Source organism: Pseudomonas libanensis (assembly GCF_001439685.1).
GTDB classification, from domain to species: domain Bacteria; phylum Pseudomonadota; class Gammaproteobacteria; order Pseudomonadales; family Pseudomonadaceae; genus Aquipseudomonas; species Aquipseudomonas libanensis.
Map to the genome: position 1 here is coordinate 154,414 of NZ_JYLH01000007.1, position 15,571 is coordinate 169,984.

20 protein-coding genes are annotated in these 15,571 nt (G+C 59.1%); all 20 read right to left on the reverse strand.

Annotated features, from left to right (window positions below):
• Window positions 1-6: 6 nt before the first annotated feature.
• The 20 genes from TU73_RS13175 to TU73_RS13270 all read right to left on the reverse strand — a co-directional run bounded on the left by TU73_RS13175 (window position 7) and on the right by TU73_RS13270 (window position 15,260).
• Entirely contained in the window at window positions 7-2,781 is a 2,775-nt protein-coding gene (locus tag TU73_RS13175; RefSeq protein WP_057012583.1) for a hypothetical protein, read from the reverse strand.
• Window positions 2,782-2,848: 67 nt separating this feature from the next.
• The gene (locus TU73_RS13180) at window positions 2,849-3,172 is read right to left on the reverse strand and encodes a hypothetical protein (protein WP_057012584.1); all 324 of its coding nucleotides are present in this window, start codon (window positions 3,170-3,172) and stop codon (window positions 2,849-2,851) included.
• A 61-nt stretch (window positions 3,173-3,233) separates the two neighbouring features.
• Entirely contained in the window at window positions 3,234-3,425 is a 192-nt protein-coding gene (locus TU73_RS13185; RefSeq protein ID WP_156421225.1) for a hypothetical protein, read from the reverse strand.
• A gap of 65 nt (window positions 3,426-3,490) precedes the next feature.
• Window positions 3,491-3,838 carry a hypothetical protein gene (locus tag TU73_RS13190; RefSeq protein WP_197674125.1) on the reverse strand — a complete coding sequence of 116 codons (348 nt, stop codon included), beginning with the start codon at window positions 3,836-3,838 and terminating at the stop codon, window positions 3,491-3,493.
• A complete protein-coding gene (locus TU73_RS13195) occupies window positions 3,835-4,590 on the reverse strand; it encodes a major tail protein (protein ID WP_057012586.1) in 756 nt (251 codons plus the stop codon). The genes TU73_RS13190 and TU73_RS13195 overlap by 4 nt, the downstream gene beginning before the upstream one ends.
• Before the next feature lie 10 nt (window positions 4,591-4,600).
• Entirely contained in the window at window positions 4,601-5,053 is a 453-nt protein-coding gene (locus tag TU73_RS13200; RefSeq protein ID WP_057012587.1) for a hypothetical protein, read from the reverse strand.
• Between the two features lie 3 nt (window positions 5,054-5,056).
• Window positions 5,057-5,344, reverse strand: coding sequence for a hypothetical protein (locus TU73_RS13205; protein ID WP_057012588.1), 288 nt, complete (start codon window positions 5,342-5,344; stop codon window positions 5,057-5,059).
• Window positions 5,337-5,537 carry a hypothetical protein gene (locus TU73_RS13210; RefSeq protein ID WP_057012589.1) on the reverse strand — a complete coding sequence of 67 codons (201 nt, stop codon included), beginning with the start codon at window positions 5,535-5,537 and terminating at the stop codon, window positions 5,337-5,339. Before TU73_RS13210 ends, TU73_RS13205 begins: the two co-directional genes overlap by 8 nt.
• The gene (locus tag TU73_RS13215) at window positions 5,527-5,775 is read right to left on the reverse strand and encodes a hypothetical protein (protein WP_057012590.1); all 249 of its coding nucleotides are present in this window, start codon (window positions 5,773-5,775) and stop codon (window positions 5,527-5,529) included. The genes TU73_RS13210 and TU73_RS13215 overlap by 11 nt, the downstream gene beginning before the upstream one ends.
• Before the next feature lie 35 nt (window positions 5,776-5,810).
• Entirely contained in the window at window positions 5,811-6,758 is a 948-nt protein-coding gene (locus TU73_RS13220) for a Mu-like prophage major head subunit gpT family protein (protein ID WP_057012591.1), read from the reverse strand.
• Window positions 6,759-6,810: 52 nt separating this feature from the next.
• Complete coding sequence (locus TU73_RS13225) at window positions 6,811-7,227, reverse strand: hypothetical protein (protein WP_057012592.1); 417 nt, start codon at window positions 7,225-7,227, stop codon at window positions 6,811-6,813.
• Between the two features lie 40 nt (window positions 7,228-7,267).
• Window positions 7,268-8,617, reverse strand: coding sequence for a S49 family peptidase (locus tag TU73_RS13230; RefSeq protein WP_057012593.1), 1,350 nt, complete (start codon window positions 8,615-8,617; stop codon window positions 7,268-7,270).
• 2 nt (window positions 8,618-8,619) lie between these two features.
• Entirely contained in the window at window positions 8,620-10,230 is a 1,611-nt protein-coding gene (locus TU73_RS13235) for a phage portal protein (protein ID WP_057012594.1), read from the reverse strand.
• The gene (locus TU73_RS13240) at window positions 10,227-10,448 is read right to left on the reverse strand and encodes a DUF6148 family protein (RefSeq protein ID WP_032892955.1); all 222 of its coding nucleotides are present in this window, start codon (window positions 10,446-10,448) and stop codon (window positions 10,227-10,229) included. The genes TU73_RS13235 and TU73_RS13240 overlap by 4 nt, the downstream gene beginning before the upstream one ends.
• A gap of 2 nt (window positions 10,449-10,450) precedes the next feature.
• On the reverse strand, window positions 10,451-12,460 hold the full coding sequence (locus TU73_RS13245; RefSeq protein WP_057012595.1) for a phage terminase large subunit family protein: 2,010 nt from the start codon (window positions 12,458-12,460) through the stop codon (window positions 10,451-10,453).
• Between the two features lie 19 nt (window positions 12,461-12,479).
• On the reverse strand, window positions 12,480-12,974 hold the full coding sequence (locus TU73_RS13250) for a hypothetical protein (RefSeq protein ID WP_032892956.1): 495 nt from the start codon (window positions 12,972-12,974) through the stop codon (window positions 12,480-12,482).
• Between the two features lie 208 nt (window positions 12,975-13,182).
• Complete coding sequence (locus TU73_RS13255) at window positions 13,183-13,914, reverse strand: hypothetical protein (RefSeq protein ID WP_057012596.1); 732 nt, start codon at window positions 13,912-13,914, stop codon at window positions 13,183-13,185.
• A gap of 24 nt (window positions 13,915-13,938) precedes the next feature.
• A complete protein-coding gene (locus TU73_RS13260) occupies window positions 13,939-14,229 on the reverse strand; it encodes a phage holin family protein (RefSeq protein ID WP_057012597.1) in 291 nt (96 codons plus the stop codon).
• Window positions 14,222-14,587 carry a putative holin gene (locus TU73_RS13265; RefSeq protein WP_057012598.1) on the reverse strand — a complete coding sequence of 122 codons (366 nt, stop codon included), beginning with the start codon at window positions 14,585-14,587 and terminating at the stop codon, window positions 14,222-14,224. Before TU73_RS13265 ends, TU73_RS13260 begins: the two co-directional genes overlap by 8 nt.
• 190 nt (window positions 14,588-14,777) lie before the next feature.
• Window positions 14,778-15,260: a hypothetical protein gene (locus tag TU73_RS13270; protein WP_057012599.1), complete on the reverse strand. Its 483-nt coding sequence runs from the start codon at window positions 15,258-15,260 to the stop codon at window positions 14,778-14,780.
• Between the last annotated feature and the right edge of the window lie 311 nt (window positions 15,261-15,571).

The window sequence follows — 15,571 nt, forward strand, 5'->3', positions numbered from 1 at the left end:
AACTCCTTATGCCTTGAGTGCACCGTTGCGCTGCAGCTTCTGCATTTCGAGAGCAAACACCCGGGCGTTGCGCCGAATGTCCGCCGGTGTGAGCCGGCCGCTGCTGTCGTGATAGTGGTAACCCCCGCCACCACCGCCGCCCAACTGACCTTCGCCGTTCGCTGCCTGACGGATTACGTTGGCGTACTGCTTGGGCAGAACCATTTCCTGTTCGTGGAGTTGGGTCATTGGATTCACCCCGGCCGGGATGTCGTAGCCGCCTTCAGCAGACGCCACGTTCTTGATCAAGCCGAACACGAACGCACCAGCAGCAACACCCGCTGCAACCCCCAAAGCCGGGCCGATGATCGGGATTGCCGACATCGCTGCAAACGCGCCCGCGATGGCCTGGTAGGCGCTGGAAATGATGTTGCTGATGGTGGCCGCGCCCCAGACCGCTACAGACATCGCGGCACCTCCAACCTCGGCGGCAGTTCGCAAGCCGACGCCGGTTACAGTCGCGCCCGTTTTCGCCGTCTCGCCGAAGATCCAGGCCATCAATGGCTTGGTGACCATGTTTTCGACGAACGCCGTACCGATGCTGCCGAAAATCCCTTTGAGCAGCCCCTGTGTGCCCATCGTGCCAGTGAGGATGCCGTTCATCCCGCTAGACCAGCTGGACTGCAAACTCCCCATCATCCCGGTCCAGTTGCTCTGAGATTCCATGGTTTGCTGCCGGCCGATCACGGCCATGCTGTTTCGGTGAGTCTGCTCCAGGGCGAGGATCTGCTGCTGGACCTGCTGCAGCGCGACCGGATTACGGTCAGGATCCTGATCCAGCAGGGTCTTGCGTTGAGCCAGCGCTTCAGCCTCGATGGCATACCGTTGTTTTTCAAACTCGGCTTGGGATTGCAGTAACTGAGCCTGGGTGATCAGATTGGCTTGCAGGTCCAACTGAGCCATTTGTTCGGCATGGGCAACATCGGTCAGCCGGGCTTGCTTATCAGCGGCATATTCCTGCTGTTTCATGTTGGTGAGTTGCTGCTGTTTCTCCCGCTCGATGGCGACGACCTCAGACGCCGCCCTACGGTATTCCTGACTGTCCTGGCCATAGAGCTGCCGGCTGCGCTCCAGCGTCTGCTGAGCGATGTTCAAACGCGCATCCATGTTGTTGCGAAACTGCTGGGCCTGGGCCTGGAGGTCAGCAAATGCCTTGCCTTCATCCTGGCGACGTAGTGAACCCAGAGCCGTCAGGTAGTTGCGTTGCACGCCCAGGCGTTCCTTGGCCGTCAAGTCGGCGCGTTTGAGGATACCTTGCCAGTAATCCGCCTCCTGCTGCTGGGAGAACTGGAGAAACGTGCCCTGCTCTGCCTGCTGCTGGGCGTGAGCGACTTTTTGCGCATCCAGCGCTTCGGACCATTCGCTTACTCGCGAGGTTGCTTTGCCGGGTGCTGTTGCAGGGGTATCAGTTTTTTTCGGTGGCGTTGTCGCCTCCTCGACCTTTTTTCGATGCTCAATTGCGGCGGCATAGCCGGCTTCAAGCTTGGTCAGACGGGCGATCTCGATGCCGTAAGCTGTTGGCGCCGTCCTACCTTGCTGCGGAGCCTTAGTTAGCGCCGTGTCACCCGTTGCCGCCATGTCAGCCACCTTTCGGCGCTGCTCTTCAATACGCGCAACACGAGAACGCATACCGGCGTCCACTTCGTCTACCTTGTTGGAGACAAGCTGCATGTTTTCCAGCAATAAACGCTCTTCCACCAAAGCCGCTTCGAGCGGCGCTTTGCTGCCGTTACCCCGCGGGCCTGGCTTGAAATCCTTGAGGATAGCTTCGTAGCGGGCGACATTTGCAGCCACCTCATCCACGGTGGCGCCTACACCTGTCATGCCTTTCAACAAGCTATTGAACCAACCTGCGGTTTCAGAGAGTTTCTTATTTAAGCTAACGAAGACAGGCTCAAGAATGGTTCCAATAGTTACCTGAAGCTCATTGCTTTTAGAGTCGAGTTCGGCCTGGCTACCGGTTAGCCCTTCCGCCGCTTTCGCCGCGTTACCCACCTGTGCAGTTGTCTCTTTCATCACACCGTTGTATTCAGCGGTGATCTTCTGCGAGTCAGTCAACTTGTCGCGGGTAGTGCCAATACTCTTGGCATATTCGTCCCACATTTTTGCAACGTTTTTCGTCACGCCAGCGTTATCGACCAGTACCGAGTTTTCATTCTTCAAACCTTCGGTAGCTGTCACCACTGCCTCAGACATGCTGAGATTCGCTTGGCGGTTGAACGCTGCAGCGTCCTTCAAACGGGTAATTACTCCTACGGCCTGATCGACGCTATATCCCCGACTCAACAGATTTTGAAGCGCCTTCGCTGCATCACCGACGCTGAGTAGACCGTCAGCCGCGAGCTTATTCGCCTCATCCATAGCGCGGCCAATACCCACGCCAGCATGGTTGGCTACGGCTTCCAAACCACGATAAGCAGCTTGTTGCTGAATCGCCGCATCCTTGCTGTCCGCAACTAGCTGCTTGACCTTGAAGGCACCCAGCGCAAACACGCCGATCAACCCAGCAGCCACACTGGAAAGCCCTGAACGCATGATCGTGCTAACACCACCGAGAGCGTCATTTACCGCTGGACCAAAACGGCTTAGCTGGGCCTGACTTCCCACCATCTCTGTATTGATGGCCCTCAGTTCCCGACTAAACGTAGTCCTGGCATCGCGCATGTTACGTTCAATACTTTCAATTGCTCGATCAAAGCCCTGAGTACCGGCAGTGAACTGATACGCAATATTCCTATCCATGCCAGGGCCTCATATCGCAGAGAATAAAAAACCCCGCCGAGGCGAGGTCTTGTTTTTACAGGCAAACTTATTTAGGACAAACCATTTGATAAATTTGATCGAATGTCTCAGGCGAGTCCTCTTTGAATTTCACAGAGGCGCCTGTACTGAAAAACCTTTGATACCCGGCATAACCCCCGTACTTATTTTTAGAATTCACCTCTCCACAAATAACCAGATTTCCATTTGGTAATTTGTTTGCGTAAATCCCTTGAAACTTAACAGCATCAGGATCTTTGAGTCGCGCTTTAACCAATGTTTTTGCGAGAGCAGTTTGTTTGAATTCCTTATCAGTATCCGCCTCAGCACTGAAAGCAATCACTCCAATCATTAAAGCAACCAAATAACGCATCAAATAGCCTCCCTGGTTTGGTGTCGGGAGGCTAACGCGGCAGCGCTATGGCGTCCAGTCACTAACCGGGCGCCACAAACGCGTCCAGCGCCCCGCGCAGATGCTCTGGCAACTCTCCGCGCATATCCGCAGCCATTGCCGCCAGGTTGCTCGCCAGATCAGGCGCATCCGTGACGTCTCCTGCCGGTTTATAGCCCATATACCCGGCCACCAGCACATGCACGGGCGGATGGTGCCGCCAGTAGTCCGTCATATGGCCCACCATCACCATGTCCCAGTCACGCCGCAGGGTGACCGGACTTTGGCCCGTACTGGCAATCAGGTGAGCGTAGAGCTGGCCCCAGTCGAAGGGGCCTGGCCTTCCCCCGGCGCCGGCTCCGTCACCTCAAGCCCAGACGCCCCCATAACGGCGTTGAGTGCTTCGCGCATGTTGCTCAGGTCCAACAGGTTGGCGACCTCATTGCGCTCCATATCAGGGTAGTTTCGACGAAGCGCCGCATGGGTTGCGTCGATCACCGTGGCGATACTGTCCTTGTCCATGTTGCCGGCCATGACCCGGTTGATCCGATCCAGCAGCTGCTCCAGGTCGCCCAGCGTCAGCGGCGGAATAACCAATGTCTTACCGGGGAACGGGAAGCCAACACCTGGGATATTAACGACGGTCATTCGCTGGAACTCCAGTAAGCGACTTCGCCAAATTCATCGGCATAGCCGGTGAATTCAAAGTCAGGGATGGTGTAGTCGTCCTGCTTGGTCGAAAGGCTCAACTTATTGCTGACGAAGTTGGGCACGCGCACGTAGATCGACTTGCCTTTGTATTTCAGGTACAGCTCGCCCTGGAACACCGGCATATCGCCCATCGGCAAGTTGCGCACTGAAAGGCTCTTGCCGGTGGCGACCGAGTAGCGATAGTCAATAAAGACCGGCACACCGACGTCCGCAGTGGCGAACGCGTATTCACCGGTACTAGAGTCGAAGGTGTATTCCCCCTTCTCCGGCGCCGCCAGAACACGGGTAAAGGGAGCTGCACCACCGCCGCGAACCCCCAGATCACCCGACAGCAAACCAGCACCTGGTGCGGCGACAATGATTTTGCCACCCACCGGGATGTCCTGGGGCGTGGTCGCGTGGTGCACCAGCACCTGGCCGGCCTGCAGGGTTTGCCCGAACACCAGCGCATTCATTTGCGACAGGCTGATCTGGGCGGCCTTGGCCTTGCCAGACAACTTGCCCTGACCGCGCGCCGCATCCACGGCGAACTGCTCGCTACCGAACAACTCCTTGGAGTCGTAGGACAGATCAACCGATGCTTCCTGCATGATGCCCAGCAGGATCGGGGTGGGTGACGCCAGGGCGTTGCCATAGGCGTCCATCAGCGGGGTGGCGTAAAACAACCCACTGCCGAATGCAATTTGCATAGTTTATTCCTCAGTAAAAGGTGGGGCCGGTGGTCAAGTCGCCGGTGTTGCACAGGTAGGTAAAGCGGTAGCGGACCAGGCAGTTGCCGGCTGTGTTGTCGCCTTCGTCCTCGATCCAGTCGATGTAAAAGCGCTGTACCCGGTCCGCTTCAGGAAAGGCATCCTCGGTGGTCAGCACAGCGTGCACGGCGACCTTTACGAGGTCAGCCACCTGGTCCCAGGCGTCTCCAGTGACAGTGTCTTCCCGGGCGATGATTTCCACCGTCAGTTCGAACTGGTTGCGGTCCACGGAAAAGCTTTCCCGCTCAGTAGTTTCGAGGCTGGGCCGCAGAACGAGCGCTGGAGTCATGTCGCGCGTGATCGCCTCGGTACGGCTGCGAAACACGCGATCAGCCGCCGGCGTGTCGGCAGCCAGGATCAGCGCCTGCGCCTTTGCGACGATGCGTTCTTGGATCGAAGGCATGGTTTAAACCTTGGTGAGTGAGGCTAGGCTGAAGGCGCCGTCATCGATCATCCGGCAGTCGCGCACCCGGTAGGACACACCACCGACGGTGATCAGCTTGGAATTTTTGATACCGAGGCGTTCGGCGTCCGAGGTGATGACAAGGATCTCGTAGCCGGTGGATTGGCTGTTGGTGCCGCCCATGCCATGGATCTCATCAGGCATGTCGCGTGCCGCCAGAAACGGCTCACCATCAACCACCCCGCCGACGTCGAAGTCCTCAAGGAAGCCCCTGAGGTCTTCGTCAAGCATCGGGACTCACCTTCGACTTGCGTCCACCATCACCAGCCGGCGCCAGCGATGGACCGGGCACCACGACTTCCAACTGGTGACGAAAGCGATCTGCCACATCGTCCGGCAGCTCGACTACGCCACCTTGGCCCACCAGGCTGTTGTCTGGCCGGCGGAAAGAACCTGACAGAACGGTATAGGTTTTATTCGGCATCGCTGGCCCCTCCTGCCTTGTCCACTTTTACAAGCCGCTGCTCCAGCGCCTTGTCCGGCTCACCAGGAATGACGATCACCTCCCCGACTTTGAACTGGACAGGCTCCAGAATGGTGTAGCGCCCCTTTTTCTTTTCGTCCGGCTCCAGGCAGTGCTGGCGTGCGCTAGCCTGAGCGGCTGTCAGGATCAACTCCCCGCCGTAAAGGGTGATGGTCTCTTTAACACGGTATTTCGGCATATCAGTGTCCTCGGTGAGGTGGCAGGCCGACCGGCTTATGCCACCAGTTGGTTAAGGACGGCGTACTGCCAGCGGCCAAAACCGGCGTTGCGCCAGGTGTCGACACCGTACTGATGAGCGTCGTTGTCAAACTCGTATTCCGAGCCTTCCGCCTTCGCCTTCATCGCGACGTCGGTTTCCTGCTGACGGATAAACGCTTTCAAGCGGCCATCGGTACGCAGGGTCACGAACTTGTCCTGCCAGGCATTGAGTCGCACGTTGCCCACCACCCGAACCACAACGTTGTCGGGCATAACAATCTCGTTGATGTTGGTGCCGCGTGGAACGCTCAACGCTGACTGAGCAACGCTCAACAGGTTGAACGGCACCATCACCAGGAATTCCCGGGCCAGTTCGTTGATGGGTTCGCCCTGATCATCCTTGAGACTGGTCAATTGGGTAACGGACCGAGCAACTGCCTGCTGAAACTCCTCAACACTCGGACGAGTCGGCGTGCCATGAACAGTCGCGGCCAGTTCCGAAAGCTTGGTGGTGATTTTGTTCGACTGCACCCCGCTCTGGCCTTCTTCGTGGTCGGTGTCGAAGAAGTACTGGCCGTCGTAGCAGACCTGGGTTTCGCCATTGAGCAACAGTACCGAGAGCAGTCTGGCCCAGTGGGCATTTGTGCGGTCAGCCAATTCACCAAGGCGGATCCGCAGCTGCCCGGTTTTGTCTCGGCGCAGCTCCTTGACCAGAACCTCAATGGTTGCTTCGAAGTGCAGGTTTTCGATTTCGAGTTCAGCGCCGATGAAGCCCTTGGCATGACGGCCACCGATCCACTCACGCAGCGTTGGCACCATGCCAATCCACGGGTAGGTTTCTTTGGCCTGGTCAGAATCGAACAGGTTGGACACGGCGTCGATCCAGTTCGACCCCACATTCTGTTCGAGCATTTCGTAAAACATGCCTATGACGGCACGGCTGGAAAGTACTTCAGCACCCATGGGTGATTCTCCTGAAGAAGGATACGGTCAAAAAAGGGGGTTGGGTGTTGCGTTAAGGCGCGACGGGTACTGGTTGGGCGGCGAACTTGACGATGCCGACGCCGGAGCGGACAAAACGGTGAACATGGCCAACCAGGCTATTCCCGGCGGCGGTCAGCAGGAACGCGCCGCTGTCGCTGGCGTAGACCTGCTTGCCGATATCGGCAAGTGCCAGGGCAGCCACAGGCAATTCAATCTTGCCTTCTTCGCAAAGACGGACCCGCGCGGCCGCAGCGGCGCCGGTGCGGTTATCGACGCCGCGATCAGCGAAACCGACAAACAGGTCACCCGCCGCCAAAGGGCGAGCAAGGCCACTAGCAGCGATGATGCCAACGGCCGAGCCTTCGAAGATCTGCACACCGGCGGCAACCGACAAGTCGTTGATGGTGCCGATCTCGTAAGCGCGGGGGGTATCGAGTGTAAGAGGCATGGGATTCTCCAGAGCCAGGGTTTAAGGGTCGGACCAGGGCTTACTTTTTCAGAACCTTGACCAAACCACGGTCGGTGGCCTTGCGATAACCGTGATAGGCCTCGAAAGTGCCAAACTCGGCGCGCAGATCCTTGTCACCGTCCCAGGTCGCTTTGGCGCGCTCTTCCAGGGGCGCCTCCGGATCCTCTTCGGCGGCAACTGGTGCAACCGGTGGAGTGAGTGCGTTGGGTACAGGCGCAGGGGCCTGGCTGCGGATGTCGGCAAGAGCAGTGGCGCGCTTGGACTTTTCGGCGCCAATCACCTGTGCAGCCGCTTCAGCGCCGCTGGTTTTGCCATCAAACTTGAGACTGGCGATCAGCTCTTCATGCCCGGGCAACGCGGCCGCCTCGACTGCCTTGATGCGATCGCACTCGGCGCGAGCGCCAGCTGCATGTGCGTCATGCTCCAGGCTGGCAAGCAACTCAGCATGGTTCGCGGCGAGGTATTCACGGGTAATAGCTGGTTTTTCTGGCGTCGGTGCGGGTGCGGTGCTGCTGGTGGTAGTAGACATGGATCGATCTCCAGAGGGACTGCCGTTGAATTCGGCGATAAGGTTTTCAAGGGTGGATTCACGGTCGGCCATGCCCAATGCCACGGCATCCGAGCCAATCCGCATGTCGCCCTGGCCGAAGTCCGCCAGAACGGTTTCAACACTGAGGCCGCGATAGTTGGCAACGTCCTCGACAAAGATGTCGGTCAGTCGGTCAACGTGCGCCTGTGCAACAGCACGGCCAGATTCGGTACCGAAGTCAGGCCGCTTTTTCGGGCTCTGGCTGCTGACGATCTCGAAACTGCCGTCGTCTTCGCTTTTACGCACCGTCAACACCGTGCCAATGGAGCCAACGGCGCCGGTACGGCTCATGACAATTTCATGTGCCGCTGCCGCCATCCAATAGCCTGCGCTGGCTGCGTTGCCGGATACGTAGGCCACCACCTGCTTGGGAGAAGCACGGATCATCTGAGCGAACTCAGCGATACCACTGGCAATGCCGCCCGGTGTATCCATCACCAGGATGATGGTGTCGGTACGTGGATCGTCGACGGCATTGGTGAACTCTTTGGCCAGGACATCCAGCGAGGTTGCACCGGACAGCGCCGTGAACAAGTTGGCATAGCGAAACACCGGGCCAGTGACTGGCAACAAGGCAACGTTGCCGCGTTGAGTCACCACCCGACTGTTTTGCAGGGGCTTGCCCTGCCTGGCCTCCAGCGCTTCTGGGCCTTCATGCTCCCGACGGGCAATGGCGGTGATGGTCTGCAGCATGTCCGGGGTAATGGCCCAGGGCTCGCGTGACACCAGGTCGAACGCCGTCACCCGGTGCACGGGTGCATCGGTTGGGTTGTCGCTCATAGTTAGGTCCGTTCAGGTAGGTCGGGATTGGCCGGCGGTTCATTGTCCGGGCGGGCCGTCGGTGAAGCTGATAGCCCGTCATCGCGACGGCGCTTCACTTCCAGGGCGCGCTGTTCGTGGTTTTCCTCCCAGTCGCTGCCGTCGTAGAGCATGGATTCCTTCGCCAGCGTGCTGACGCCGATATCGATCCGCTTTTCAGCGGCGTTGATATCCTTCAGCGGATCTACGGTGCCAGGACCATCGCCCACCCACAGCGAACCGCAGTAGGCATAGCGCAGTAGCGGGTGATCGAAAAACCCGGGGGCCTCGATATCACCCTGCGCAATGGCCTCTTCAAGCCAATGCTCGTACACCGGCTGGCAGAAGTGTGAGCCCAGGAAGTCACGGCAACCGCGAACAAACTGCCACGCTTCCATGACGGCTGCACGCGCGGCGGTGTAGCTGGCAGTGAAGTGCTTGATCAGCACCTCATAGGGCAATTCCAGGGCCATGCCGATCTGGCGCAGCATAGCCAGCACGAACGGGTCAAACGCCATGTTCGGGCGGCCTGGGGCCGCAGTGTCGATGGACGCGCCATCGTCCAGCTCGGCGACAATGCCGCCACTAAGTGAACCGTCCCAGCCACCCTGTTCCCTTCCCGCAGGCCGGTCACCACCGACAGGCGTGTTGCCGGTGGCAGCAGATGCCAATGGGCTTAGGCTCCCGCCTGTCCCCGGTTTGATGAACACAGCGAAGAACGCCGAAACCACCGCGGCTTCCAACTCGGCATCGGTGTAGCGGTCCAATTGCTTGAGCTTTTCGATCACCGGCGCAAGGTACGGCACGCCCCGCGGCTGGCCCACCCGGCGGCGTCGGTACACATGCAACAACACCCGCCCCCCACGCTCGTTGAAGAACGGACGCTCATCCCATACCCGTTCTTTAACGCCCAGCGCACCTGGGTGGCTGCGCAGGATGTGAGCCTTGATCGGAGCGCCGTCGGCATCACGTTCGATACCGGCGGTGAGGGTTTCCGTATCAGCTTTGCCCGACGGGTTGCAGATTCGGTCAGCTTCAATGAGCTGTATACACGCCGAGTAGTGATGACCAGGGCGCTCCTTGTGGGTCAACAGCGGAAACACATCACCGCTGCTCAGTACCGAACGCCACGTCAGATCCTGCAAGCCATAGAAGTTTTGCTCGCGGGTGATGTCGCAGCAGGTGGTTTCCGCCCAGGACTTGAAGAGCGATTCAGTCTTGCGCTGCCACTCCCGGGCCTGATCTTCATCCCAGCCGAGGATCTGGCGATTCACCACGGACTTGAGCGCTAAGCCGGTACCGACCGTTTTAGTCGTCACCGTGTTGATCGCACCGCCGCCGATGGGGTTGTTGCGCTCAAGGTCACGGCAACGCTCGCGCAGCGTGGGTAAGTCGGGCAACAAGTCAGCCGCTGCACTGCCGGCGGCCGGGTTCCACGCGCTTAACGAACGCTTGGCCTTCGATGCGCCGCTGTAACCGCCCAGCGCGGTCATTGTGAGGCGGGCATGCATGCGCTTGGCGCCGCGTTCAGGGCTCAACCAAGTGATGGCCTTGTCGAGCAGTGTGGGTTCTGGGGCTTTCGGTGCGCGGCTCATCGCGGCGTGATTCCACGCAGGACAATCCCCCGTGGCCGGCCGCTTTCCAGGCCATCAACTTGCTTCTGCCAGTAGTCGATCGTTTTGGTGATCTCGGCAAGGTCAGCGTACTCCAGCTGTCGGGTGCCGATCCGGTAGCTTTGCTTCTGGCTGACCTTCATGCTCGCATCGAGCCAGGCTTGGAGCTGGCCCTGTGCTTGTTCCAGGGTGATAGCCATGATTAATTCCTACGTTGGGAGAGCACGCGCATTGCACTGCGGCGCCCAGAAACAACTCTCCCGCCAGCAGGCGGGAGATCGGGTGGTTCAACTGGTGGTGATGGTTCAGGGGCCGCCCCTTCGATATCGGGCTCCGTCTCTGGCTTAACCGGATCGGGCTGATCGAACAACCCACCCTGTCGGATCTGTGCATCGAGTGCCGCCCAATCCTGCTCCTGCAGTAGGTGCGTTTTCAGAGAGCGGGCCGCGTGCAAGGCATACGTTTCACAGTCCGTGCCTTCGTTCGGCTCACCAGCCTTTTTCTGCCACACCTTGCGGTAGTGATGCCGACGACTGGGCGCCTTCACTTCGGCGGTGATCTGCCGGAAGTAATCCGGACGCACCGTCTTGTAAAAGTGCATGCGGCCAGGACCATCACCGGTCAACGGCAGCCGACCCTCGATCCACAGATCCTTGGCCCGCGACGTGCCGACGATGTAAGGGCGCAGGCCGTACTTCGATGCCTTTTGCTCTTTGTCGGTATCGACGCCCTGCCGAGGCGCGCTGAAGATTTCCCGGCGCTCGTCGTCGCGGGTGTTGCCGCGTTCGCTCGCGCCCTTGATCGCCATCACGCCGTTGCGTTGGTGTTTGCGGCAGAACGCATAAGCTGCGTCCTGGGTGATCGTGCCGTCGGAGGTGTCGAGTGACGTAGCCAACACCTTCAGCTTGGCGCCGCAGGCGTGTGGAATTGCCGCAAACAGCAGCTTTTCCAGATCCAACCAGACGCCCTGGTCAGGCAACACCACCTCACCGTAGATCTCACCCCAGTAAAGCAACCAAGATTCCTCACCTCGCCCCCAGGCACGCATCACCACCGCCAGGCGATCGTGCTGCACATCGACGCCGGCGGTGACCACGATCCCGCCCATGGGCACGTACATCTCCGGGTAGTCCTCTGCGCGTTCGGCCAGCTTGTAAGCTTCGGGCAGATCAGATTTGTACTCGTAGGCCCGGCCTTGCTTCTGGTTAACGAACTTGATCAGCAGCGACAGGTCGCCCATCGACGCCCGGTGCTCGGCGTTGAGTTTTTCGCGCACGATGTCGGCCAGGCTGGTGCCGGGCAAACAGGCATACAGTTCATTCAGCTCAATGAACCCGGCGCGCCCGGCGAAGGGCTTGGTCGGAACCCAACCGCAGTACGGGTCGCCGGCTTCGACCGCATTGAACACCGTGTTGCGGATGTTCTCTTTACGCTGGTAGTCGTCCCAGATCTCGCCGCAGTGCGGGCAGCCATAGCCAGCGGTATCAGGATCCGCGCGGCCGTAGATATCATGAGGGGTTGCTTCTTCCTCAATGTCGAGCCACTTGATATGAGCGAAGTCCAGCACATGCGCCTGGCCGCAGGAATGGCAGATAACCGGCAGTACCCGGCAATCGGTCTGTGCAAGGCGCGCCTCGGTCTTGCTCGCGCCCTTGATTGCCGGCGTCCCGCCAACCAGCATCTTAGAGCCGGGATAGCGTTTGCCACGCTCTTCCAGCAGAGCGATCGCATCGCCCTGCCCCTTCACGTCGTCGCTGGTATCGTCCGGTTCCTCTACCACCGACAAGCCCACAGAAGACGTGGATTTGACGTTGCCCGGGGAGTTGGACGCGACCAGCTTGAGGAACCCGCCTGGAAAGGTCTTATGGTCCCATCGGTTGCCCGATGTGCGGCTGACGTCCACCGGCATGAGCTTCGCCACCTCGGTATTCGCGTTGACGCCGAACTTGAGCTTTTCGTCGTGAAAGTTCTTGCCGTCCTTTTCCTTGGCAAACAGGATCATGATCGGACGCGGCAGGTTGTGGATGAACTTGAACAGGTAGCCGATCAGGAACCACGTCCAGCCGATCTGCGCCGCTTTCATCAGGTCAACTTCGCTCACCCGAGGATCGTCCAGGGCGGCGGCGACGCCGAGAAAGTAAGGCGTGTATTGGAAGTCGTAGAGCCCGTGCAGCACACCGCTCTCGGCGGGCAGGTAAAACTCGGTGCTCATGTAATGCGCGGTCGGGATATCACGGGGCGGGTTGAATTTCCCCGCTGCTGCCGACAAGCTCCGCGCCAAGTTTTCGCGCGTAGCCTGCAATTCGCTCGGTTGTAGGTCCAGCAACTTTGGCCACCACTGTTCGATCTACCGTGAGTTTCTGCACGTTCTCGATTTCCTGAATGATTCGTTCAAGGCCGCCCAGGTATTCCCGGTTTGCGAAGCTGGCCCAGTCGGACAGCACCCGCTCAGCCTCACTTGCCGGGATCAGTGATCTCAGTTTTTCGTGATAGGCCAACCGTCCGTTTGCCGACTTCTGCTGCAGGTCATCGATGCGCGCTCTGTTGAGCTGTTCCAGCTGGCTGCCCCCACGCCCAGCGGCTTTTCCGCGCAGGTCGCGGATATAGGCCGTCCGGATCTCGTCCAGGCTTGCGGTCTGCCAGTCCAGGTCCAACGCCTTGAGCACATCGCGGGCATTTCGCTCGCTCATGTCCAGGTGATCAGCGACTTCACGTTGGGTTTGCATGGTCTTGTCCTATTGCCGACATGGAAGCGGAACCCCCTATGTCAGGTTGAATCTGTGAAAAAGTCGGGGTTCGAATTACCCCGTTGGCCCCGGTGCCCGGAAGGACCCATTGATTTCGGGGCACATATGCCCCTGTCAAGACTAAAACCTGCCAAATCATTGAAATGTCGCCACTTTTTAAGAGAAAAAGCACGAAATCGACGGGAGGTCAGCCCCTTTCCATCTCCCGAGCCAGGGCACGCCGGAACAGCGGTTCGAACTCGGCCTGGGCCACGCGATTGGCGACCCCGTAGAAGTCAAAGCGCCGTCGATAAGTTGGGCGCTTGACGAAGATCAGAACGGGCCTGGCACCACTGCCGACCCGCTGCCAGATACCGCGAGGTCCGGTGCCGTTACCGGGCCGACCCACGAAGTAGTCCGGTGCATTGCGGTTGCGTCGCTTGCTTCGTTTCGTGCGGTTAGCCATGAAGCCCGACACCCGCTCTGCTGCGCCGAGGGCGGAAAGGATCTGCACGATCTGGCCGCGACTGATGTTCCCGTTGCCATCCATTCGGGCACGCCGACCTGGTACTGCATACATGTCAGCAGCCATCAGGCCGTAATGAATCAGCGCCTTCTCGAAGCGCTTGTGCGGGCGGTTGCCACCATCCATGTGTACCGGCAAGTACTTGGACGCGGGCACACCTGAGCTGGCTTCATCCTTGACCCACACCCGGGCATACAACCGGTTGACCGTGGCGCTGCGCTTGAAGATGGCGTTCAGTGTCCAGCGTGTGGGGCGATCAAACACCCGCGCCAGTTCAGCCTTCTCGGCGGCCTGGACGCGCTCTGCCGTGAAGGTCAACGCCTTGGCTGCTGCCGTGGGCACCTTCGACCGGCTGATGCCACGCATCTCCTTGACGATCTGGTCGATGTTGTCGCGCATCTCAAGCCGCATCATGTGCATCATCTCCGGCCATCACAGTTAACCGACTCGCCATACGCGGGCCAGGTTGCCCGAACTCTGGCACACCGACCCAACGAACACCGCCAGCAGTACCACCAGCGGCCACGCGTTACGCGGCATGATCAACTGGCCTTTGCCGATGTAAACAATCACTGCACCGGACGCCACCATCACCATCCAGGCAAGGCAGCTCATGTCGCGGCGAAAGCGCGCCCCACGGCGCCGGAAGGTGAACAAGCGAACGAACAACGCCACGCACAACCAGAACGTGGCCTGGGTCAGCACTGCCTGAATCACGTGACTATCCATCCTGCCTCCCTTGCGGCTCGGCATCGAGACCGCGTCGCTTGATGATGGCAAGTGCAACCGTGACAACCAGTACCGACGCACCGAACGCAGCCGGGCCGGAGTGCTTGAACGGTCGAATGCCCCACAACTCCAGTTCACCGAGACCTGGGGCGAACAAGTAACCCATCACGAATGACACCAGGAGGAACACCAACCTCTTCCAGACGGGCAACTCTTCGGTCGTGGTAAAAAATACAAGTGAACCGGCAAGAGCGCCGATTACGGCAAGCCCATCAACACCGGTCAGCAACCCCGTTACAGCAGTACCGGCGGCGCCGGCCACGACAACAGTTGCAGCCGTGCTCGCTGGCTCGCCCATGCTGATAACTCCATTGCAAAAACCCATCGGGCAGAAATTAAAAACCCCGCACAAGGCGGGGTTGAGGAACCGGTCTAGGGGAACCGGGTGAAGCTGCACAGCACGTGCGAGGTCAGCGCCGAGGCGCAAATTCCATATCGTGGGGACTTTTTACCCCTTGAGTACGGAACCGAAAAGGGGGCAATTTCGGTTAATTCGCTCGACGCAACTTTGACGCAACTTTGAGAACACTTTGAGTCTGTCCGCCCCGACGAACGGCCAGTTGTTTTCGAACCTCTGCCCGGCGGGTCAGCGCTTGAAGCAACCGCAGATGCAAAGCGTGCACCTGATCGTAATACGTCTGACGGGCCGTAGATGAAAAGCCCGCCAGATGCATCTGCATAAGCCAGCTTGGTGTGGGGTCACTCCCATACCGAACAACCGCCAACCGGGCCAGTGCCTCGCCACGTTTGTCCTGGCGCTCAATCTCAGACAAACCAGCAGTGACCTCTTGAGCAACACCATCAGGACCAGCGCCAGCACCAAGGATAATGCGGGGGCCAGGCGTACCGCGAGGAGCGCAACCACCCCACTCCATTATCGTAGCCATGGGGCTTCCCATTCCGCCGCCCATCCCATTGCTTCGGCATTGCTCGGCCCAGTGCTTCAACAGAGTTTCCATTTCTTCGATCATTGCCCCGCTCCCCCGCTAAAAACCCAACCCAACACAAAAAACGCCATACCCAACACAAACCCAACACAGCTAAAAGCCTTTAAATTCAATAGCTTTAAAACGTCTGTGTTGAGTGTGCTGGGTGTGTTGGGTTTAACGGTCATCGCATAAGAAAAAAACCGTGCCGTCATGGATTGAAATAGTGTCACCCATGCGCGTGCGCGACGGCAAACCCAACACACCCAACACACAAGCCGGAAAGCCGCGAAATAGAAGGCTTTAAATTGTGTGGGGTATCGAAAACCAACCCAACACACACCCAACACACCCAA